This is a genomic window from Paraburkholderia sp. GAS199 (assembly GCF_050436585.1).
Classification (GTDB): Bacteria; Pseudomonadota; Gammaproteobacteria; order Burkholderiales; family Burkholderiaceae; genus Paraburkholderia.
Genome location: NZ_JBNDMM010000012.1, coordinates 18,833 through 38,521 on the forward strand (window position 1 = coordinate 18,833; position 19,689 = coordinate 38,521).

Annotated in this window: 18 protein-coding genes; 10 read left to right on the plus strand and 8 right to left on the minus strand. The window is 64.1% G+C overall.

Translation table 11 applies throughout. The features are described from left to right. Positions 1-216 precede the first annotated feature (216 nt). Positions 217-579 carry a type II toxin-antitoxin system HicA family toxin gene (locus P3T18_RS33490; RefSeq protein ID WP_429304269.1) on the plus strand — a complete coding sequence of 121 codons (363 nt, stop codon included), beginning with the start codon at positions 217-219 and terminating at the stop codon, positions 577-579. Beyond that, positions 579-914 (plus strand): type II toxin-antitoxin system HicB family antitoxin, encoded by a 336-nt coding sequence (locus tag P3T18_RS33495; RefSeq protein ID WP_429304270.1) that lies wholly within the window; start codon positions 579-581, stop codon positions 912-914. The genes P3T18_RS33490 and P3T18_RS33495 overlap by 1 nt, the downstream gene beginning before the upstream one ends. Before the next feature lie 18 nt (positions 915-932). Here P3T18_RS33495 and P3T18_RS33500 read toward each other — a convergent pair whose 3' ends face one another. Both P3T18_RS33500 and P3T18_RS33505 read right to left on the minus strand, forming a co-directional pair. Then, complete coding sequence (locus P3T18_RS33500) at positions 933-4,436, minus strand: SNF2-related protein (RefSeq protein ID WP_429304271.1); 3,504 nt, start codon at positions 4,434-4,436, stop codon at positions 933-935. Positions 4,437-4,550: 114 nt separating this feature from the next. Beyond that, entirely contained in the window at positions 4,551-5,339 is a 789-nt protein-coding gene (locus P3T18_RS33505) for a DeoR/GlpR family DNA-binding transcription regulator (protein WP_429304272.1), read from the minus strand. A gap of 187 nt (positions 5,340-5,526) precedes the next feature. Here P3T18_RS33505 and P3T18_RS33510 point away from each other — a divergent pair, with 187 nt between their 5' ends. After that, positions 5,527-8,034, plus strand: coding sequence for a GcvT family protein (locus P3T18_RS33510; protein ID WP_429304273.1), 2,508 nt, complete (start codon positions 5,527-5,529; stop codon positions 8,032-8,034). 109 nt (positions 8,035-8,143) lie between these two features. Here the strand turns inward: P3T18_RS33510 and P3T18_RS33515 are convergent, their stop codons facing one another. Further along, positions 8,144-8,413 (minus strand): DUF4148 domain-containing protein, encoded by a 270-nt coding sequence (locus tag P3T18_RS33515; protein ID WP_429304274.1) that lies wholly within the window; start codon positions 8,411-8,413, stop codon positions 8,144-8,146. 230 nt (positions 8,414-8,643) lie between these two features. Between P3T18_RS33515 and P3T18_RS33520 the strand changes: the two genes are divergently transcribed. The 3 genes from P3T18_RS33520 to P3T18_RS33530 all read left to right on the plus strand — a co-directional run bounded on the left by P3T18_RS33520 (position 8,644) and on the right by P3T18_RS33530 (position 10,966). Beyond that, entirely contained in the window at positions 8,644-9,369 is a 726-nt protein-coding gene (locus P3T18_RS33520; RefSeq protein WP_429304275.1) for an anti-sigma factor family protein, read from the plus strand. 248 nt (positions 9,370-9,617) lie between these two features. Continuing rightward, positions 9,618-10,136: a sigma-70 family RNA polymerase sigma factor gene (locus P3T18_RS33525; protein ID WP_429304276.1), complete on the plus strand. Its 519-nt coding sequence runs from the start codon at positions 9,618-9,620 to the stop codon at positions 10,134-10,136. Further along, positions 10,133-10,966, plus strand: a complete 834-nt coding sequence (locus P3T18_RS33530) for an anti-sigma factor family protein (RefSeq protein ID WP_429304277.1) — start codon at positions 10,133-10,135, stop codon at positions 10,964-10,966. The genes P3T18_RS33525 and P3T18_RS33530 overlap by 4 nt, the downstream gene beginning before the upstream one ends. A 27-nt stretch (positions 10,967-10,993) precedes the next feature. On the opposite strand, the gene P3T18_RS33535 is transcribed toward P3T18_RS33530, so the two are convergent. Next, positions 10,994-11,890, minus strand: coding sequence for a helix-turn-helix domain-containing protein (locus P3T18_RS33535; protein ID WP_429304278.1), 897 nt, complete (start codon positions 11,888-11,890; stop codon positions 10,994-10,996). A gap of 234 nt (positions 11,891-12,124) precedes the next feature. On the opposite strand from P3T18_RS33535, the gene P3T18_RS33540 reads away from it, so the two are divergent. Beyond that, complete coding sequence (locus P3T18_RS33540) at positions 12,125-13,015, plus strand: NAD(P)H-binding protein (protein WP_429304279.1); 891 nt, start codon at positions 12,125-12,127, stop codon at positions 13,013-13,015. Between the two features lie 259 nt (positions 13,016-13,274). On the opposite strand, the gene ribA is transcribed toward P3T18_RS33540, so the two are convergent. Continuing rightward, entirely contained in the window at positions 13,275-13,925 is a 651-nt protein-coding gene (gene ribA, locus P3T18_RS33545) for a GTP cyclohydrolase II (RefSeq protein ID WP_429304280.1), read from the minus strand. A 270-nt stretch (positions 13,926-14,195) separates the two neighbouring features. Here ribA and P3T18_RS33550 point away from each other — a divergent pair, with 270 nt between their 5' ends. After that, positions 14,196-14,639, plus strand: coding sequence for a CBS domain-containing protein (locus tag P3T18_RS33550; protein ID WP_429304281.1), 444 nt, complete (start codon positions 14,196-14,198; stop codon positions 14,637-14,639). Between the two features lie 334 nt (positions 14,640-14,973). Here the strand turns inward: P3T18_RS33550 and P3T18_RS33555 are convergent, their stop codons facing one another. Further along, positions 14,974-15,321 (minus strand): DUF4148 domain-containing protein, encoded by a 348-nt coding sequence (locus P3T18_RS33555; RefSeq protein WP_429304282.1) that lies wholly within the window; start codon positions 15,319-15,321, stop codon positions 14,974-14,976. A 274-nt stretch (positions 15,322-15,595) separates the two neighbouring features. Beyond that, on the minus strand, positions 15,596-16,240 hold the full coding sequence (locus P3T18_RS33560; protein WP_429304283.1) for a DNA-3-methyladenine glycosylase: 645 nt from the start codon (positions 16,238-16,240) through the stop codon (positions 15,596-15,598). A 340-nt stretch (positions 16,241-16,580) separates the two neighbouring features. Between P3T18_RS33560 and P3T18_RS33565 the strand changes: the two genes are divergently transcribed. Both P3T18_RS33565 and P3T18_RS33570 read left to right on the plus strand, forming a co-directional pair. Further along, positions 16,581-16,937 (plus strand): BON domain-containing protein, encoded by a 357-nt coding sequence (locus P3T18_RS33565; protein ID WP_429304284.1) that lies wholly within the window; start codon positions 16,581-16,583, stop codon positions 16,935-16,937. Positions 16,938-17,348: 411 nt separating this feature from the next. Continuing rightward, complete coding sequence (locus tag P3T18_RS33570) at positions 17,349-18,431, plus strand: calcium:proton antiporter (protein WP_429304285.1); 1,083 nt, start codon at positions 17,349-17,351, stop codon at positions 18,429-18,431. Between the two features lie 24 nt (positions 18,432-18,455). Here P3T18_RS33570 and P3T18_RS33575 read toward each other — a convergent pair whose 3' ends face one another. Next, on the minus strand, positions 18,456-19,349 hold the full coding sequence (locus P3T18_RS33575; protein WP_429304286.1) for a LysR substrate-binding domain-containing protein: 894 nt from the start codon (positions 19,347-19,349) through the stop codon (positions 18,456-18,458). Positions 19,350-19,689: the final 340 nt, after the last annotated feature.

Below are 19,689 nucleotides of genomic sequence, written 5' to 3' on the forward strand. Positions count from 1 at the left end.
GCCCCGCCTACCTTTGTCGTTTAGCTCCCGGCTTCTGTTTGTGGAAACGCGGATTTGACAATTGCGACTCAGTATAGAAACAGTCTCAAAATAAGTCGTTTAAAGATTGTCAAATCGGATCGTCAAATCGTCCGAAGCAAACCTGGCCGAATGGGAGGAAGGAGGAACCCGCGACTTTGTACAGCGCGTCAGAGTGAATCCGTTGGAGTGCGTCGAATGGTGGAACGAGGCTTTTTGCATGCGGCAGTACGGCCGCGTCATTACCTCGTCGCCAGCAGAGCACTCTTGAAACTGATATCACTTATTGCTATCATAAATATGAAATCGAAGCATTTCGGCGTGCTGTGCGCGGTCTTCAGAAAGCCAACCCCGAGCGGCATCGTGTTCTCTGACATCGAGGCGCTGATCGTCGCGCTCGGCGGCGAGGTGCGCGAGGGTTCCGGCTCGCGCGTGGCGCTCGAACTGCGCGACACGCGCTGCTTCATGCATCGTCCGCATCCCGGCAAGGAAGCGCGCCGGTATCAGGTCGAAGCACTGCGCGAATGGTTGAGCGAACTTGGCTTGGGAATACTGCTGTGATGAACGCAATGACATACAAGGGTTATCAGGCGCGAATCGAATTCGATCCGCGTGACAACATTTTCGTGGGACAGGTGCTGGGCGTAGTCGACCGGATCATTTTCCACGGCGAGAGCGTGAGCGAGTTGACCGGGCAATTTCAGGAGGCGGTCGATCACTACCTGGAAGACTGCGCCAAAACCGGCCGCACGCCGCAAAAACCCGCGTCCGGCAACCTGATGCTGCGCATCCGCCCTGAAGTGCATGCCGCCGTGGGCATCGCGGCGGCCGCCGCGGGCAAAAGCATCAACCAGTGGGTCGACGAGATACTGGAGCAGGCAACTCGCGTCCACTGAAAACGCGAGCGCCACGCGTCAGCGTCCGCTCTCGATCTCCGGTATCGGCGCGAACAGTGCGTCGAGGTCGTCGTCCGAGAATTTGGCGGCGCCCGCCGCGTCTTCCGACAGAATGCTGTCGGCGAGTCCGGCTTTCTCTTCCTGCAATTCCACGATCTTTTCTTCGATGCTGCCCGCCGCGATCAGCTTGTAGACGAACACCGGCTTGTCCTGCCCGAGCCGATGCGCGCGATCGGTGGCCTGATTCTCCGCGGCGGGATTCCACCACGGATCGTAGTGAATCACCGTGTCCGCGGCGGTCAGGTTCAAACCCACGCCGCCCGCTTTCAGGCTGATCAGGAACAGCGGCACTTCGCCCTGCTGAAAACGCTCGACCGGCGTAATGCGGTCGGTGGTGTCGCCGGTCAGAATCACGTAGGGAATCGCAGCTTCGTCGAGCGCCTCGCCGATCAGCGCGAGCATGCCAGTAAACTGCGAGAACAACAGCACGCGCCGTCCCTCGTCGATCAGTTCGGGCAGCATCGAAAGCAGTAAATCGAGCTTGGCGGAACCCAGCACGCGGGCGCCCTTCTCCACTTTTTCCGGCTTCCCGCCCTTCTCAAGCGTCGAGTCTTTTCCGGCTCGCGCGTTTTCCCCGTGCGCCTCATTCCCTTCGTCCGACGCTTGCGTCGCGACGTGCGTTTTCACGAGACGCGGATCGCAGCACACCTGCCGCAACTTCAGCAACGCGTCGAGCACGATGATGTGACTGCGCGCGAGCCCTTGCGCACTGACCGCGGCTCGCACCTTTTCCTGCATCGCGGTCCGCACGGTTTCGTAGAGATCGCGTTGCGCACCTTCCAGATCGACCGAACACAAGATGGTGGTTTTGGCCGGCAACTCCTTCGCCACCTCGTCTTTCCGGCGTCGCAGCATGAACGGCCGGATGCGGCGCGCGAGCAAGGCGCGGCGCACACCGTCGCCGTTCTTTTCGATCGGATTGCGCCAGCGCCGCGTGAAGTCTTTCTGGGTCCCGAGAAAACCGGGCAACAGAAAATCGAACTGCGACCACAATTCGCCGAGGTGATTTTCCAGCGGCGTGCCGGTGAGGCACAGCCGATGCCGCGCCTGCAATCCGCGAATGGCCTGCGCGGCTTTGGTCGTGGCGTTCTTGACGTACTGCGCTTCGTCGAGAATCAGCAGGTGATAGGCATGCTCGGCCAGCACTTTCTGATCGCGCCACAGCAACGCGTACGTGGTGAGAATCAGCTCGTGCTCGCCGATCTGCTCGAAGCGCTCCTTGCGCTGCGGTCCGTTCAGAACGAGCACGCGCAACTCGGGCGCGAAGCGGCGCGCTTCCTCGCGCCAGTTGTGCACGAGCGTGGTGGGCACGACGATCAGCGCGGGACGCGTCAGCCGCCCGGCTTCCTTTTCCGCGAGAATGTGCGCCAGCGTCTGCACGGTCTTGCCCAGACCCATGTCGTCCGCGAGCACGCCGGCGAGGTCGTGTTCGCGCAAAAACTGCATCCAGTTCAGCCCTTGATGCTGATACGTGCGCAATTCCGCGCGCAAACCCTGCGGCACCGGCACCTCGCGCAGTCCCGGTCCGGCTTGCAGACGGCGCGCCAGCTGGCGGATCGAATCCTCGCCCTTGAATTGCCAGCGCCCGGTGCTGTCGAGCGCTTCGAGACGACCGGCGTCGACGGACGGCACGCGCAGCGGCGCACCTTCGGCAAGCGAGCTGCCAAGCGCGTCGAAGAGATCGACCAGCACGCGCACCACCGGCTTCAGGCGATCGGCGCGCAGCCGCAGACGTTTGTTCTCTTCGGTCTTCAGCTCGATCGGCTCGGCGTCGGCGATCGCTTCGAGCGAGCCGTTCAGCCACCGCCGGTCGCGCTGGAACAGATCGGCGAGCAGCGGTTCGAGCCGCACGTTGCGCTCGCCGATGCGAATACCCATCTCCAGGTCGAACCAGCCGTCGCCGGCCTGATGCGCGGTGCCGTCGATCGCGTCGATCTCGATGACGTTGTAGCGGAACTCCGGCGCCATGCTCACGCGCCAGCCTTTGGCGACGAGTTCCGGCACGGCGTCGTTGACGAACGCGGACCACGCGTCGGCGTCGGGCAAACCGAGCATGGTGTCGGGCAACAGACGCGCCGCGTACACGCGGCTGGTCGGCACCTTTTGCAAACCGGTCTTGCGCAGTTCGAGCAGCCGCTTCTTCTCGACCTCGTAGCGCCGCCGGATATGCATGACGTCGCCGCCGGGCATCGGCACCAGCGTGACGCTGCTGTCCACGTTGATGCTGACGCCGTCGTAATCGAAACTCACGCCCGCGAGTTCGACCGCCTCGGTCTTGCGCATCGCGCTCTTGCCGGACGCGGGCAGCGCATGACTGTTGAGCGTGAGCACCGGCACCGGCTCGACATCGATCACGCGGATCGCGGACGAATCGTGCGTGGGCGGTAACGGCAGCTCGGGCGAAATCTCGCGCAGCACGGACGCCACCAGCGGCGCTTCGGCGAGCGAGATAGGCGGCATGGCGAGGTAATCGGGCAACTGCTGGAACGGCAGCGACGATTCGACGACACCAGCCTCGTTGGCCACGCCGTCCACGTACCAGACCGGCTCGGTCGGCAGCACCATGGTGGCGCGCGGTTCGGTGCGCAGCACGGGGCGCAGCCGCTTGTCGGCGAGCGGCTCCCATTCGATGCGGCCCGGCCGGTCGGCGCCACGCGAGAGCGGCGTCGGCCGGTCGTGGCCGGGCGCGGGTGTGAGGTCGCAGAACAGGCGGCCGGTCGCCATCAATTTTTGCAGCATTTCCGCGCCGCTCGTGCCGCGCAGGATGAACTGCCCGAAGTCTTCGCGCGAGCGGCCGAGCCACAGGCCGCGCAGGATCGACAGGTCTTCGTCGGAGACGAACCGGGGCTGTTTGACGAGAGCGGATTCCACGTTGCTCCACGGCTCGTCGACCTCGGTGACGGTGCCCTGCGCGTCGCAACGCGCCCGGTACAGCACCACTTCGTGACGCATGTGGAAGTCAGACCAGTTCAGCCGATACGCGAGCGTCTGGGTGGGCGCCGCACTTGCCTGCTGGACGCCGGCGTCGGCGGCCTCGGCGCGCGCGCGGAAACGTTCGAGCCAGCTCACCAGTTCGGGACGCACGGCGGGCGCCGGTTCGATGGCGTCGAGGGCGGCATCCTGCCGGTAGTTGCCGGCTTCCGGCTCGTCTTCAGGGGTGAAGGCGGTGAGATGGTCCATCTCGTCGTGATAGTCGAGTTCGGCCAGCAGCAGCGCCGCGACGTGCTTGCAGTTGCGCCCGACCGGGCAGGTGCAGTCGCCCTGCGCCCACGGCTGGCCGCCATCGGTGCGAAACCGCACGCGCGTGTGATACGGCTCCTCGCGCGAGCCTTGCACGTCGCCGCTCAACGTGGCGCCATGCCATTTCAGCTTGCTGACCGCGCCGACCGAGCGCGCCTTGGCCACGGTGTGATCACCGAGCCACTCCGCAATCCTCTCCCGATCAAAGAAAACTGACGACATCAGGCTGCATTCCTTTTCTAGCCGGCAACGGCGGACGTGCTCGAACGTTCCTGCGGCGAACCGGCGCGACTGCCGCCCCGCTTCCGCCAGGCGCCGTTTACCCGTGGTAACCGGTCATTTTACGCGCGGATCGGAAAGGCCTGCAGCGCCCACTTCGACCTCGACCCCGGCCGCCGCGAGCGCCCCGGCGAGCGCGGACGGCGGCGCCTCGTCGGTGACGAGCAGATCGACCGAGTCGGCGCCGAACGCGTGGACCAGCGCGCTATGGCCGAATTTCGCGTGATCCGCGGCGACGACGCGCCGTTCGGCCTGCGCGAAAGCGGCGAGCGAGAACGCCACGTCGGCGGGCAGCGCGTCCATGAAACGGCCTTGCAGGTCGATCGCGGTCACGGAGACGATCGCGTAGCGCACGTGAAACTGTCGCAAGAAGGCCAGCACGCTATCGCCGACGGCGGCAGTGTCGTCGGGACGCAACTCGCCGCCCGCAATAAACACCCGGTTGCCGTTACGCGGAGCCAACACCCGCGCCACTTCGATGGAATTGGTGACGACCGTGAGCCGCGCGCGCGCCGCCAGCGCCTGAGCGATATGCACGCAGGTCGTGCCGCCTTCGAGGATCAGCGAGTCGCCGTCGCGCACCCGTTCGCCGATTCGCGCGGCGATCGCCTGCTTGGCCGCGCGGCTCGCCACCATGCGCCGCTGGAACGGCGGTTCGTCCAGACGCTCGGGCAGCATGACGCCGCCATGCACCTTGACGAGATGGCCGTCGGCGATCAGCGCCTTGATGTTGCGGCGGATCGTTTCGTCCGACACCTCGAAGCGCGCCGCCAGATCGGTGATCGAGCAGGTGCGATGTTCGCGCACGAGACGCAGGATTTCGGCTTGGCGTTGGTTGGAAAACATGGGCGGCGGGAGTCGGAAAGTGACAGGGAGTTTAGCAAAACCCACGTTTCCGGCCAAACAATGTCAACTCAATTCCACTAAAAACCACACCGACGTGCGTCGTCCAAGCCGGCTAAAACCTGCCAGACGTTGCTTTTTCTCAGTTTTTGTAGCAATCTACACAGGCTAAATCAACTCATATCCACATATGTCCACATCCACCTCGGCTCGTATTCCCGCCCACGCCCGCGTCGTCATCATCGGTGGCGGCATCATCGGCTGCTCGGTTGCCTATCACCTTACGAAGCTGGGCTGGACCGACGTGGTGCTGCTCGAACAGGGCCAACTGTCGTGCGGCACGACCTGGCACGCAGCGGGTCTGGTCGGCCAGTTGCGCGCGCAGGAAAGCATGACGAAGCTGATCCGCTACTCGACCGCGCTGTACGCCGAACTCGAAGCGGAGACCGGACTCGGCACCGGCTGGAAGCAATGCGGCTCGCTGTCGGTGGCGCGCACTGCCGAACGCATGACGCAACTCAAGCGCACCGCCGCCGTGGCGCGCGCGTACGGCGTAGCCTGCGAAGTGATCGGTCCGCAGGAAGCCGGCGATCTGTGGCCCGTCATGCGCACGGACGACCTGCTCGGCGCCGTCTGGCTGCCCGGCGACGGCAAGGCGAATCCGACCGACCTCACCCAGGCGCTGGCGCGCGGCGCCCGCACACGCGGCGCGCGCATCGTCGAAAACACGCGGGTGACGGCGATCCACTCGCGCCCGGCGGATGGCGGCCGCGCCCACGGCGCGCGCGAGGTCAGCGGCCTGACGTGGCGCAACAAGGATGGCGAGGAAGGCACGATCGACGCGGAAATCGTCGTGAATTGCGCGGGGCAATGGGCCAAGGCGGTCGGCCGTCTGTGCGGCGTCACTGTGCCGCTGCATTCGGCCGAGCATTACTACATCGTCACCGAACGTATTGCCGGCGTGCATCCCGACCTGCCGGTCATGCGCGATCCGGACGGCTTCATCTACTTCAAGGAAGAAGTGGGCGGCCTCGTCATGGGCGGCTTCGAACCCGACGCGAAACCGTGGGGCATGAACGGCATTCCCGAGAACTTCGAATTCCAGTTGCTGCCCGACGACTGGGATCAGTTCGAAATCCTGATGGAAAACGCCTTGCAACGCGTGCCGGCACTCGAAACGGCGCAGGTGAAGCAGTTCTACAACGGCCCCGAGTCGTTCACGCCGGACAACAACTTCATGCTCGGCGAAGCGCCGGAATTGCGGCGCTTTTTCGTCGGCGCGGGCTTCAACTCGATGGGCATCGCGTCCGCGGGCGGCGCCGGCATGGCGCTCGCCGAATGGATCGTGGCCGGCGAGCCGACCATGGACCTGTGGCCGGTCGACATTCGCCGGTTTGCGCGCTTCAACGGCAACGACACGTGGCTGCACGACCGTGTGAAAGAAACGCTCGGCCTGCACTACGCGATGCCGTGGCCGAATCGCGAACTCGACAGCGCGCGCCCGTTTCGCCGCTCGCCGCTGTATTCGCTGTTGCGCGATAACGGCGCCTGTTTCGGCAGCAAGATGGGCTGGGAACGCGCCAACTTTTTCGCGCCCACACCCGCCGAAGCGAAGATCGACTACGCGTTCGGCCAGCAGAACTGGCTGCCGTGGAGCGGCGCCGAGCATCGCGCCTGCCGCGAAGGCGTCGCGCTGTTCGACATGACCTCGTTCTCCAAATTTCTCGTCAAGGGACGCGACGCGGAAACGGTGCTGCAAGGTCTGGTGACCAACGACGTGGCCGTGCCGCCCGGCACCACCGTCTACACCGGCATGCTCAACGACCGCGGCACCTACGAATCGGACTTCACGCTCACACGCCTCGCCGACGACCAATACCTGCTCGTCACCGGCACCGCGCAGACCACGCGCGATTTCGACGTGATCGAAAAAGCCATTCCCCACGACAAACACTGCACCCTCGTGGACGTGACCGGCCAGTACGCCGTGCTCGCCGTCATGGGACCCCGCTCGCGCGAACTGCTGCAAAGCGTCTCGAAAGCGGACTGGAGCAACGAAGCCTTCGCGTTCGGCCAGAGCCGCGAGGTCGATCTCGGCTATGCGACCGTGCGCGCCACGCGTCTCACCTACGTCGGCGAACTTGGCTGGGAACTGTACGTGCCGGTGGAATTCGCCGTCGGCGTGTACGAGACGCTGCACGCGGCGGGCCGCGCGTTCGGCCTCGTCAACGCGGGCTATTACGCAATCGATTCGCTGCGGATCGAGAAAGGCTACCGTGCATGGGGACGCGAACTCACGCCGGACACGAACCCGTTCGAAGCCGGCTTGTCGTTCGCCTGCAAGCTCGACAAGGACATTCCGTTTCGCGGACGCGACGCGCTACTGCGATTGCGCGCCGAAGCGCCGCGCCGCCGCATGGTCGTGCTGACCGCCGACAGCGCAGCCGATCGCATGCTGTGGGGCGGCGAAGCCGTCCTGCGCGACGGCAAGCCGGTCGGCTTCGTCAGCTCGGCGGCGTTCGGCCATACGCTCGGCTGTCCGGTGGCGATGGCTTATGTGCACAACCCGGACGGCGCGGCAGATAGCGCGTATCTGAACAGCGGCAGCTATGCGATCGATGTCGCCGGCGAGTTGCTGCCGGCCAGTCTGCATCTGAAAGCGCCGTACGATCCGGCGTCGCAACGCGTGAAAAGCTGAGTGAGGAAACGGCGTCGGTTGTGCGAGCCATGCCGTCCGCGATATCCGGCGTGACCGTACACGCCGGATATCGCGCATCGGCGCATCAATCGAAGCTTCAATCGAGGCTTCAATTGACACCGGCCGCCGACGTGTTGCTGCTCGCCACGCGGCTCGCGGCGGCGGCTTCGGCGGCGAGCGCCTGCTTGTGCTGCGCGACCTGCTGCGCGAACACCGGGCTCACGTCCGGATAGGACGCGTCGGTCACGTAGTCGAGGCCGTTCTGCTGCGCTTCGATCAGTTCCTGATAGACCTGCGCGCGCGTCTTGCCTTCGGCGAAAGCGCTCGACGACACGGCCAGAACAGCGAAAGACAAAGCGGCGATAGCGATCTTCTTCATGATGAACTCCAGAGAGTGTTGTGCAGGTTTGCATCAGGGAGAACCACGTGCCGGCGGCTTTTATTCCGCTTTATCCGCGCACTGAAAAACATAGTTCGAAGTGGGAATAAACTGGCTTGCGCACGGGTTAGCTCGCGCGCGAAACCGGAATTCTCCCCGGCGGAATAAACCCGCCTTCGCCGGTGTTTGCCTCATCGATAGCCGGGTTCCGGCCCATGCGAGTGCACACCATGAATTCATCCGACGTCCCTCCCGACTCGCCTCTTTCCGAGGCGGATATTCAGGCCTACGCCGACGGCAGCCTGAGCCCGGAACGCGCCGCCTTCCTGCGCGACTATCTCGGCAAGCAGCCGACCGAAGCGCGCCGCGTGGCGTTCTACGGCCGCCTGAACGCGCAGATCCAGGACGCCTTCCAGACCACCGACGAACCGCTCGCACGCCCCGTCGGCGGATGGCGAGCCGCGCTTGCCCGACTGCGCGACGCCGCGCGCCGCAGCAAAACGACGCGCACACTGCTCGCCGCGCTGTTCGTGCTGACGGCCGCGAGCGGCTGGCTCGCCGCGACCCAGACTTCGGCGCGCGCGCTCGACAACGCGGCCGTCATGGCGTTGGCGGAAAGCTCGGCCGAGCCGTTTTCGGCGCAAACCCCCACCTACGCGGACGCCGGCGCGCCGGATCTGTCGACGATCGGGCTGCGGCTGGTCGAACGCCGGGTGATTTCGCTGGGCGTGTTCCAGCGGGCCAGCGAATTCATCTACCTGAACGGCGCCAACCAGCCGGTGGTGCTGGTGTCCACGCTCGCGCTGCTCGCGCGGACCCAGCCGCAATGGTCGGCGCGGCGTATCGGCGATATCCGTCTGCTCGGCTGGGTGGCGCAGCGCCAGCGTTTCGTGGTCGCGGGCGACGCCCGTACCCACGGCCTGATGCGCGCCGCCGACGCCATGACGCTGCACTGATCGCATGCCGGGCAAGCGCGGCCTGCGCGCCGGCCGAACGGCAAGGCGCAACGGTCCGGCGAAAAAAGAAACCCGCGGCAAGAAAAATGGGCGGAATAAAATGAATTCGTTCGTGTTTGGACTCCAGATACGCGTCGTTCGCGAACCGGCCCGGACAGGCGCGCGCGCCACGCCCGCGTTTTTCACTGCGACGCTCGTCGGACGTAACACCCGAAGCACCACGAGCAGCATCACGATGGGAAAGCAAAATGGATGTCCGTGACGAGTTGATGGAGCATGTGCCGCGTTTGCGGCGCTATGCGCGAGCCCTGATCAACAATCGCGATCTCGCCGACGATCTCGTACAGGACACGCTCGAACGCGCGCTCGGCCGCACGGGCCAGTTCCAGCCAGGCACCGATCTGCGCGCCTGGCTCTTTACGATCATGCACAACGTCTTCGCCAATCAGGCGCGCAAGGCGTCGGCGCGCGCCGTCCACGTGGCGGTCGACGACGAGAGCGTCCACGAAAGCGAATATGCGGTGCCGTCCGAACAGGGACGTTCGCTGGAAATGCGCGATCTCGACTACGCGTTGCAGCGTCTGCCGATGGAGCAGCGCGAAGTCGTGCTGCTGGTCGGGCTCGAAGAAATGAGTTATTCCGATGTGGCGCTGGCGCTGGAAATACCGATCGGCACGGTGATGTCGCGTTTATCGCGCGGACGCGAGCGCCTTCGGGCATTGATGGCGGGCACGCAGCCCGGTGCGAAATTAAAGGTGGTGCGATGAGCGACCAACAGACGCCGATCGGCGAAGAAGAACTGCACGCATACGTGGACGGCACGCTGTCCGAGGAACGACGCGCCGAGGTGGAACGCGCGCTCGAATTGAACCCCGAACTGGCAGCGCGCATCAGCGACTATTTCTCGCTCAACAGCATGTTCCACGAGCGCTACGACCGCGTGTTGAACGAACCCGTGCCCAAGCGGCTGCAGGCGCCGCCGGCCGTGGCGCCGCGTCGCTGGCTCAGCGCCGCCAACTGGCCGCAGTTCGCGGGCATGGCGGCGGCGCTGGTGATGGGTATCGGCATCGGCGTGGGCACGCATATGGGCCAGGACGTCGTCGCGCCCGCGGGCATGAGCCATTCGGCGACCCGTCCGGTCAGCGCGGACGGCTCCGAAACGTTCGCTCGCCAGGCCGCGATCGCGCATGTCGTGTATATGCCCGCCATCGACCGTCCGGTCGACATGACCGCGGACCACGAGCAGGATTTCGTGCAATGGCTCGCCAACCGGCTCGGCACCAACGTGCATCCGCCGATGCTCGCGAAGAGCGGCTTCATGCTTTCGGGTGGGCGTCTGCTGCCCGGCGCGGACGGCCCCACCGCGCAGTTCATGTATCGCGGCCCGAACGGCGAGCGCGTGACGCTGTGCATTTCGCACCGTCAGGCAAGCTCGAACACGACCGCGTTCAAGCTCTATCAGGACGGTCCGGTGAACGTGTTTTACTGGGTGGATGGCGACTTCGGTTATGCCGTGTCGGGCGGCATCGATCGCAAGGAGTTGCTGCAGCTCTCGCACGACGTCTATGCGCAACTGACGGGCGCCGCGCCCGGCTGACGCGGCACGGCGCGGCCGCCGCCAGCGTCAGGCTTTGCGCGCGGCCGCCTTGACGAGTTCGCGCGGCGTGACGCCGAGCAGACGGCCCATCCAGTGCGCCATATGACTCTGGTGCGCAAAGCCGGTATCGAGCGCGATCTGACTCGCGCTCGACCGCCCTTCGAGCAGCAGCGCGCGGGCGCGCTCCACACGTCGCCGCAGCACGTATTGATGCACCGGCATGCCTAGCGTTTCGCGAAACAGCGCCTTGAAGTGCGGCACGCTCAATGCCGCCTGCGCGGCGAGTTCGGTCAGCGTGAGAGGCTGGTCGAGATGGGCTTCGATAAAGTCGATGGTGCGCGCGGCCGTGGCCGGCGCGAGCACGCGGCGCTTGGCGGCGAGCCGCTCCAGCGCAGGCGCGCGGCCGATCAGCCGCACGATCATCGCCGTACAGAGACTTTCCGCGTAAAGCGGGTCGGACGCGTCGTCGGCTTCGAGTTCGGCGCGCAGTGCCCACGCCAGATGCTGAAAACGCGCGTCGCGCATCTGGAACTGCGGACGAAGCCGTGCGTCGTCGGTCTTCAGTTCGAGTTGCTCGATGGTCCGCTGCGCGAAGTCGTCGGCAATCCACACGCTGAAAATCGTGCAGGCGGCATCGTCGGTCCATTGTCCGTCCACGCCGGCGGGAATCACGTCGGCATCGCCGTGCGCCTGGATGCGCGAATAGCGCTGCTCGTTGCAGGCGCAGCGCGCCCGCACCGGCGCGCCGACGTGAACCCCGACGCGGTGATGCGGCAGCGCGGGAAGCCGATGCGTTCCGGCCGACACGTTCAGAAGCTCCGCGCCGAAACCACGCCAGCCCAACGCCTTGCTCGTGCGCAACGCGATGCGGGAAGCGGTGGGCGGCTTGAGGACCAGCTCTTCGGACGGATTCACGGCATTCATGGGCGAGCCTCGTCGACGGCAATCGATAGACGTCCATTGTGCGGCGTTTTTCGCGGCTGCGCTCGGCGCGCCGCTGACTATCGACCACCGACCACCGACTACCGACTACCGGACACAACATCGCGCATTCCGCGCAATCGATCATCCGAATCTGCGCAACGTCATCTTTGCCCGCGCGATTACCGCGGCGCGACTCACTACCATGAGGTCAACCCATTCCTCAAGGAGTACAACGTGTTCGTGATCTTCGGAGCAGCAGGCAGAGTCGGCGGCGTCAGCGCGGCAACTTTGCGCCGCGCGGGGCATCCGGTGCGCGCGGTCGTGCGCGACGCGAAGCAGGCCGGTGCGCTCGCCGACATGGGATGTGAGATCGCGGTCGCTGATCTGCTCGATGCGGCGTCGGTAAGCCGCGCGATTCGCGGCGCGTACGCGGTGCAGATGCTCTGCCCTCTGCCGAACGGCGACCCCGATCCCGCCAACGCCATGCGCGCCATGATCGAGGCCGCCGCCGAAGCGCTGCGCGCCGAGCCGCCGCAACACCTGCTCGCGCTCTCCGACTACGGCGCGGAGCAGCCGAGCGGCACGGGCATCACCACGCTGTTTCACGCGCTCGAAAAGCAACTCGCCGAGGTCGCAGCGCCCACGACGTTTCTGCGCGCCGCCGAACACATGCACAACTGGGCGCGCGTCCTGCCGCTCGCGCTGACCCAGGGCGTGCTGCCGAGCTTTCATCATCCATTGGACAAGCGTTTTCCGACGGTCGCTGCGCACGACGTCGGCCTGCTCGCCGCCCAACTACTGCTCGATGAACCGCCACTGAAGCGGACGCCGCGAGTGGTCAGTATCGAAGCGCAGCAGCGCGTGAGCGTGATCGACGTGGCGCGCACGCTCGGCGAACTGGCGCATCGCGAGATTGCCGCGCAGGCGGTGCCGCGCGATCAATGGGCCGTCACGCTGCGGCACGCGGGACTCGGCGAAGGCCACGCGCATCTCATCACCGATCTCTACGACGCGCACAACGCCGGACGTATCGACGTGGAAGACGGCGTCAGCGAACGACGCTTCGGCGCGACCACACTTGCCGAAGCGCTTGCGCCGATTCTGCCGCGCATCGGCGCCCGTTAAACCCCGACGACGCGAAGGAGACACGCCATGTCGACCTGCCCTCTTTTGCGTGCGCAAGTTTCGCCACGCAGACAATCACGCTCGCGCACACATGACAACGCCCGCGGGTGGCGGGCGTTGTCTGTGAAACTGTCGGTCTGGACGGGATGGCGCGCCATGCGCGGTTTGCTGAATGCGATTCCCGACAGCAACGACGATTTCGGGCTCTTCTGAGCGACGGCGAATCACTCCGCCGCGCGACAAAACTTCGCTTCGAGCCTTACTCGTTCTCGTCGAAGTAATGACCGAACTTCACCTGCTTGGTGCGAATATAGCGCTCGTTTTCCTCGCGCATCGGAATGGCCAGCGCCACCCGCTCGCACACCGGAATGCCGTGCTTCGACAAGGTGTCGAATTTTTCCGGGTTGTTGCTCATCAGACGCACCGACGTCACCTTGAGCGTGCGCAGAATGCCGGCTGCCGAATCGTATTCGCGTGAGTCGTCCGGCAGGCCGAGATCGAGATTGGCCTCGACCGTGTCGCGTCCCTGTTCCTGCAGCGCGTACGCGCGAATCTTGTTGGACAAGCCGATTCCCCGCCCTTCGTGGCCGCGCAGATAAAGCAGCACGCCGCAGCCTTCGGCGGCGACGTAGCGCAGCGCGAGGTCCAGCTGTTCGCCGCAATCGCAGCGGTAGGAGCCGAGCACGTCGCCGGTCAGACACTCCGAATGCAGACGCGTGAGGACCGACGACTGATTGGCGACATCGCCCATGACGAGCGCGAGGTGTTCCGCACCGCTCTCGCACACGCGAAACACGTAGGAAGTGAACGTGCCGTAGCGCGTGGGAAGCGTGGCGGTAGCGTCGAGGATGACGCACTCGCCGTTGACTGCGCCGTCTGTAGCTTGCGACGGATCGTGAGACGTGAGCATGGCGTTGGGCAATGGTGCTGACAGGAACCCGGGCGAACCGGGGATAAGGTACAGAGACGGTGAGTTTACCGCTAATCGGCGCAATGCACCGGGTTGGCGATCACTGCACGCCAATGGACCGCCGTAGCACGCCGTTCAGCGAATAAACGCAGCGCGCGCCACAGGTATTCCCGAGGTAGCGCGCTTTTGCGTCACGCCTATACTGGAATGGCCTGTCCCTCACGACAGCATGCCGCGCCCGGCGTGCTGCACTGCGAAACGGAGCCGTTCATGACAAGCGTTGCACAGCTTCTTAAAACGAAACCGAACAATACGACCGTCTTTACCGTCGGGGCCGACGATTCCGTGTACGACGCGATCAAACTGATGGCCGAGAAAGGAATCGGCGCGCTGGTCGTGACCGACGGCGACAGCATCGCGGGAATCGTCACCGAGCGCGACTACGCGCGCAAGGTCGTGCTGATGGACCGCTCGTCGAAAGCCACGCCGGTGCGCGACATCATGAGCAAGGCTGTGCGCTTCGTGCGTCCCGACCAGACCACCGACGACTGCATGGCGCTGATGACCGAGCGCCGCATGCGTCACTTGCCGGTGATCGAAAACGACCGTCTGGTGGGCATGGTGTCGATCGGCGATCTGGTCAAGAACATCATTGCCGAGCAGCAGTTCACCATCCAGCAACTCGAATCCTATATTCACGGCGAACATCCCTGAAGGCCGTCCGAAACGCGCGCGCAAAAAAAGCCCAATCCTTGAAAAGGTTGGGCGAAGCTACCTTTCGGCAGCGGAGGTTCCTGAATTCAGGAGAGCCGCACTTCGGGCGGCTGAAAATCGTGAATATTGGGTAAAGCGTGCTTAATCGATGCCTGATCTATTGCTGAAGTGCAGTCAATCGGCCCGATTAACGCAATTCGATCGGGCTAAATCCGGTTATTCGTACTGAACATCGCGTACTCAACATCGCATTCGTACAAAATACTGATTGATGCGTGATGATGCTGCGGTTTAATTCCGCCGGCATCATCCACGCAATCGCTAACTATCCGATTTAGTTACCGAAATACACCGACTTCGGGCCGCTCATCGGCTGAACCACACCACCCGACTGCGACGAACCGTTGGTCGCCGAACCGTAACCGCTCGTGTCAGCCGTCGGTTCCTGCGTCTGCGCTACGGCCGCCGGATTTTGCGCATCGACACGGCGCTCGGCGGCTTGCACGTCCTGCGGGTAGGTCGGATCGCTCGACGTCGCCGGGTTATAGCCGGCCTGTTCCAGCTGGATCAGCTGATTGCGCACGTCGGCGCGGGTCACGGGTTGCTGGCTCGATTGCGCAAACGAAGCGACCGGGGCGGCGAGGATGGCTGCAATGGCAACTGCCTTGATAATCGATTTCATGATATTGACCTCCAGACTTGGTTTTTTTTGCTTCGCTTGCCACACCATGTGGGGAGCGAGTGATTCCAGTCTAGGCCTCGAATCGCAAAGGGAAAACCCTTAATTGCGAGATACATAATTGTTTTTTTCGCAAGAATAGTGCGATTTTTACTGGCGAATACTATTGGAGTGCCAGCTTTACAGTAATAATTGTCGGCTTCGTAACGCTTTGTGTCTGACGTTTCAAAAAATGCGCCAAGCCGGCGGAAACTTGCCGAATTAACAAGCCAACCGGTCAAACTTGCGCGCCCGTTTCGAGCGTGGCGAATGGCGCGGCGAGCAGTTTGCGCGGCCCGCTAACGAATACGCTGCCGGGTTCAAAAAATCTCAGCGGCCGATGCATTTCGCGCGACAGGCCGATTCTCGTCGTCACGCCGATCGGCACGCTCTTCTCGATCACGCCGATCCACAGATCCTTTCCGGTGCAAAGATCGCGTCCGTCGAAAGATTGATCGATGCCGAGGGCGATCGTCAGCCGGCCGGGTCCACGCGCGAGATCGCGTAACGGCACGCCGGGGCGGCGTGCTTCCATCAGCGCCAGACCTTCGAGCGGCTCGATGGCGCGAATCAGGATTCCCGCGCCGACCTCTTCCGCTTCGGCCGACATGTTGAGCATGTAGGAGATGCCGTACGTCAGCCGCACATAAGCATGACCCGGCGCCAGAAACATCGAGCCGTTGTACGGGCGGCGTCCTATGAAAGCATGGCTGGTCGAGTCGCCGAGCGGATAGGCCTCGGTCTCGACGATCCGTCCGCTCATGCGCCCGTGCGGCACATCGTGCACCAGATATTTGCCGACCATGAAGCGAGCCAGCGCGGTCGTATCGAGCGGCAAACCGTCACGATGCAATGGGATGATGGGGAGCGGCTGATTCGCCATTTACGTGTCAACCAGAGTGGGTAGGTCGGGCGTTAATGTTTTAAAGACAGCGTTTCGGAGACAGCGACGGGCTTCCGTCCTTTATTTCGTTGTGCCATAACCTCACTCGCGGACACTTGGCGTTCACCATGGCACTAATTGGAGTATCGTGTGTTTCCGGCCTGCAGCACAGCCTTTGCCGGCTCGCGAGTGCTCCAGCCCGCCTGGTCCCGAGCAGTTTTGCAGCAACCCGCATCATCCGCAGCATCGTTCCATCCAGATTTGATCCCGAAGTACTTGCTGGTGCATCACACCGGCCCCATCCGGCGGCCGTCGTATTCATGACAACAGGAGAAGTTGAATGAAAGCATTCCAGGCAATCAAGGTGGTCGGCGGCGCGCTGATCGTTCTGGCATCCCTCAATGCGTATGCGCAAAGCAGCGATGCGGCCGCTCCGGCAGCCGCTTCGTCGGCAACCAGCACCAAGGCGACCAAGGCTGCAAACCGCGCTCTGGGACGCAAGGTACGTTCTGCACTGTCGAAGACGAAGGGTCTGAGCGTGGCGAACATCACGGTGCGCGCACGCGGAGGCGCAGTGACGCTGGCAGGTTCGGTGCCGGAACAGCCGCAAGTCGATCTGGCTACCCAGGCTGCCCAAGGCGTCGCTGGCGTGACGTCGGTGAAAAACGCTCTGACGATCCGCCCGGTCGGTCAATAAGCGTTCTGCTGTAGTTGTACCGCCGGACCACGCGCCGCCATCGGCGCGCGCGTGTCCGGACCCGCCTTTCTGACTTTCCCCGTCTCTCCCGTTTAGTTCCCCCGCCCATCTGCTTCCCTGCCTAGCCGTCCTTCCGCTGACCGTTTGCGCGTCGCGTGTCACGCATTTCGTCGCGACTTCCCCTTAAGATGCAACACAGCGTCTATTTGCCATGGCGCGTCGCGGCACGAGTCAGCCTGACGTTTGTGGCTCTCCGAAGAACACTAGGCCGCGCAAAAAAATCGTTATAATTTAAAGCATTACCTTTCGTTTCCGAGAAATCGCATTAACTTCTGAATCCGGCGCCGGCGCCATTTTCTCCGCTATTGGCCGCCGCGTTTTTCACATAACAGGTACGACAAGGAAGCCCGAATGACCACACCCGCGACTGCCTTGCCCCGCTGGACCATCGCCGCGCCGTTCATTGCATGGATCGTTCTGGGCGTGGCCTACGCCATGCCGGGCAACGGCCTGCTGCTGGCGCTGGTCGGCATCGCGCTGTGTGCTGCGGTGTTTACCGCCGTGCACCACGCCGAAGTGGTCGCGCATCGCGTCGGCGAGCCGTTCGGCACGCTGGTGCTCGCCATCGCCGTCACGGTGATCGAAGTCGCGCTGATCGTCTCCGTCATGCTGACTTCCGGCCCGGAGAAAGCCGGTCTCGCCCGCGACACGGTGTTCGCGGCGGTCATGATCGTGTGTAACGGCATCATGGGCATCTGTTTGCTGGTGGGCGGCATCCGCCATCGCGAGCAGGATTTCCAGAGCCGCGGCGCGTCGGCCGCGCTCGCGGTGCTCGCCTCGCTCTCCGTGCTGACGCTGGTCATGCCGAACTACACCACCACCAGCGCCGGGCCGCTTCTCTCCAGTTCCCAACTGGCGTTTGCTGGGGTGTCGTCGCTGGTGCTGTACGGCGTCTTCGTGTTCGTGCAAACCGTGCGTCATCGCGATTACTTTCTTGCCAACGTGCCCGACGAAGACGTGCACGCCGAGCCGCCCACCACCGGCCTCGCGCTGGTGAGCGGCGCGCTGCTGCTGGTGTGCCTCGTCGCCGTGGTGCTGCTCGCGAAAGTGCTCTCGCCGGTCGTGGAAGTCGCCGTGCAAAACGCGGGCGCGCCGCCGGCGGTGGTCGGCATCGTCATCGCGGCGCTGGTGTTGCTGCCGGAAGGGCTCGCCGCCGTGCGCGCGGCGCGTGCCGACCGTTTGCAGAACAGCATGAATCTGGCGCTTGGCTCGGCGCTCGCCAGCATCGGCCTGACCATTCCCACCGTGGCGGGCGTCTTTTTGTGGACCGGCCAGCCGCTCGTGCTCGGCATCGACGGCAAGGAAACCGTTCTGCTGATGCTCACGCTCGTGGTGGCCACGCTCACGCTCAGCAGCGGCCGCACCACGATCCTGCAAGGCGCGGTGCATCTTTCGCTGTTCGCGGCGTATCTGTTTCTGTCGTTCGCGCCGTAAAGGCGGCGCGCGACGAGGCCCGGCCTACTCTTCCCAATGCGCTGCGATCCAGTCGCGAAACAGATTGAGCTTCTGCTGATGTGCGACTGAATCCGGATAGACGAAGTAATAGCGCCATCCGGTTTTGAGCACCGTGTCGAACGGCCGCACCAGACGGCGGGCCGCCACGTCTTCGTCGATCAACGCGAGGTCGCTGATCGCCACGCCGAATCCCTGCAAGGCCGCGTTGGTCGCCATGTCGAGCGTGTCGAAGCTCGGGCCGTGCTCGGCGTCGATCGTCTGCGCGCGGGCGTCGCCCATCTCGGCCACGCGCGCGAGCCACATTTTCCAGTCACGATGATCCCGCGTGGGATGCAGCAGCGTGTGCCGCGTCAGATCGGCGATCTCGCCAAGCGGTTTGTCGTTCAGCAGGTCGGGTGCGCACACCGGCGTGAGACGCTCCTCGAACAGCGGCACTGCCTGCACACCCGCGCCCGGCGACGAGCCGTAAATAATCGCGGCGTCGAACGGCTCGGACTGGAAATCGACGTCGTGCTGCCAGGTCGTGGTGATCTGCACGTGCAGTTCGGGATACTCGGCCTGAAAGCGCATGATTTTCGGCAGCATCCAGCGCATCACGCAGGTCGGCACCTTGAGCGCGAGATCGGTACGCTGGCGCGTGAGCCGCGTCGAAATCTCCTCGATGCGCGCGAAACTTTCCTTCACGGCCGGCAGCAACAATTCGCCCTCGGCGGTCAGCGTCAAACCTTTCGCATGACGCTTGAAAAGCGGAAACTTGTAATAGTCTTCGAGCGCGATGATTTGCCGGCTGACCGCGCCTTGCGTCAGACACAGGTGGTCGGCGGCGCGCGTAAAGCTGCGGTGACGCGCGACGGTTTCGAAAATCTGCAAAGCATTGAGCGGCGGAAGGCGACGCATCGACAATTTCCCGTGCGGAATCAGCAAAAGTCATTGAGGCGGTGAACGCCGGAGTGCGCGCGTTCATCCCGAATGCCAGCAGGATACGCGATTCCAGCGAAACGCCGGGCGTTGCGCGCCTCTCGGCGGCATGCGCGCGACGCATGGCACGCCATGTCGCGGCGCGGCTCGCCAGCGGCGCCACGCAAACGACCGCAGCCTTCGCACCATGGCAGGGCAGGAACCGCGCGCAACCGCACCAGAACCGAGCTTTCCTCATACCTCGCCGCCGATCCGAAAGTGAGCAGAGCGTGAACGTTAACCCGCATGATCCACTGCTCCCTGCCTTTCGCGCTACCGT

Excerpts from the sequence above, each read along its gene's own strand:
- P3T18_RS33550 (WP_429304281.1), top strand. The coding sequence starts at position 14,196 with ATGACAAGCGTTGCACAGCTTCTTAAAACGAAACCGAACAATACGACC.
- P3T18_RS33570 (WP_429304285.1), top strand. The coding sequence starts at position 17,349 with ATGACCACACCCGCGACTGCCTTGCCCCGCTGGACCATCGCCGCGCCG.
- P3T18_RS33535 (WP_429304278.1), bottom strand. The coding sequence starts at position 11,890 with ATGAATGCCGTGAATCCGTCCGAAGAGCTGGTCCTCAAGCCGCCCACC.
- ribA (WP_429304280.1), bottom strand. The coding sequence starts at position 13,925 with ATGCTCACGTCTCACGATCCGTCGCAAGCTACAGACGGCGCAGTCAAC.
- P3T18_RS33575 (WP_429304286.1), bottom strand. The coding sequence starts at position 19,349 with ATGCGTCGCCTTCCGCCGCTCAATGCTTTGCAGATTTTCGAAACCGTC.
- P3T18_RS33495 (WP_429304270.1), top strand. The coding sequence starts at position 579 with ATGAACGCAATGACATACAAGGGTTATCAGGCGCGAATCGAATTCGAT.
- P3T18_RS33490 (WP_429304269.1), top strand. The coding sequence starts at position 217 with ATGGTGGAACGAGGCTTTTTGCATGCGGCAGTACGGCCGCGTCATTAC.
- P3T18_RS33530 (WP_429304277.1), top strand. The coding sequence starts at position 10,133 with ATGAGCGACCAACAGACGCCGATCGGCGAAGAAGAACTGCACGCATAC.
- P3T18_RS33565 (WP_429304284.1), top strand. The coding sequence starts at position 16,581 with ATGAAAGCATTCCAGGCAATCAAGGTGGTCGGCGGCGCGCTGATCGTT.
- P3T18_RS33515 (WP_429304274.1), bottom strand. The coding sequence starts at position 8,413 with ATGAAGAAGATCGCTATCGCCGCTTTGTCTTTCGCTGTTCTGGCCGTG.
- P3T18_RS33500 (WP_429304271.1), bottom strand. The coding sequence starts at position 4,436 with ATGTCGTCAGTTTTCTTTGATCGGGAGAGGATTGCGGAGTGGCTCGGT.
- P3T18_RS33525 (WP_429304276.1), top strand. The coding sequence starts at position 9,618 with ATGGATGTCCGTGACGAGTTGATGGAGCATGTGCCGCGTTTGCGGCGC.
- P3T18_RS33505 (WP_429304272.1), bottom strand. The coding sequence starts at position 5,339 with ATGTTTTCCAACCAACGCCAAGCCGAAATCCTGCGTCTCGTGCGCGAA.
- P3T18_RS33560 (WP_429304283.1), bottom strand. The coding sequence starts at position 16,240 with ATGGCGAATCAGCCGCTCCCCATCATCCCATTGCATCGTGACGGTTTG.
- P3T18_RS33555 (WP_429304282.1), bottom strand. The coding sequence starts at position 15,321 with ATGAAATCGATTATCAAGGCAGTTGCCATTGCAGCCATCCTCGCCGCC.
- P3T18_RS33520 (WP_429304275.1), top strand. The coding sequence starts at position 8,644 with ATGAATTCATCCGACGTCCCTCCCGACTCGCCTCTTTCCGAGGCGGAT.
- P3T18_RS33510 (WP_429304273.1), top strand. The coding sequence starts at position 5,527 with ATGTCCACATCCACCTCGGCTCGTATTCCCGCCCACGCCCGCGTCGTC.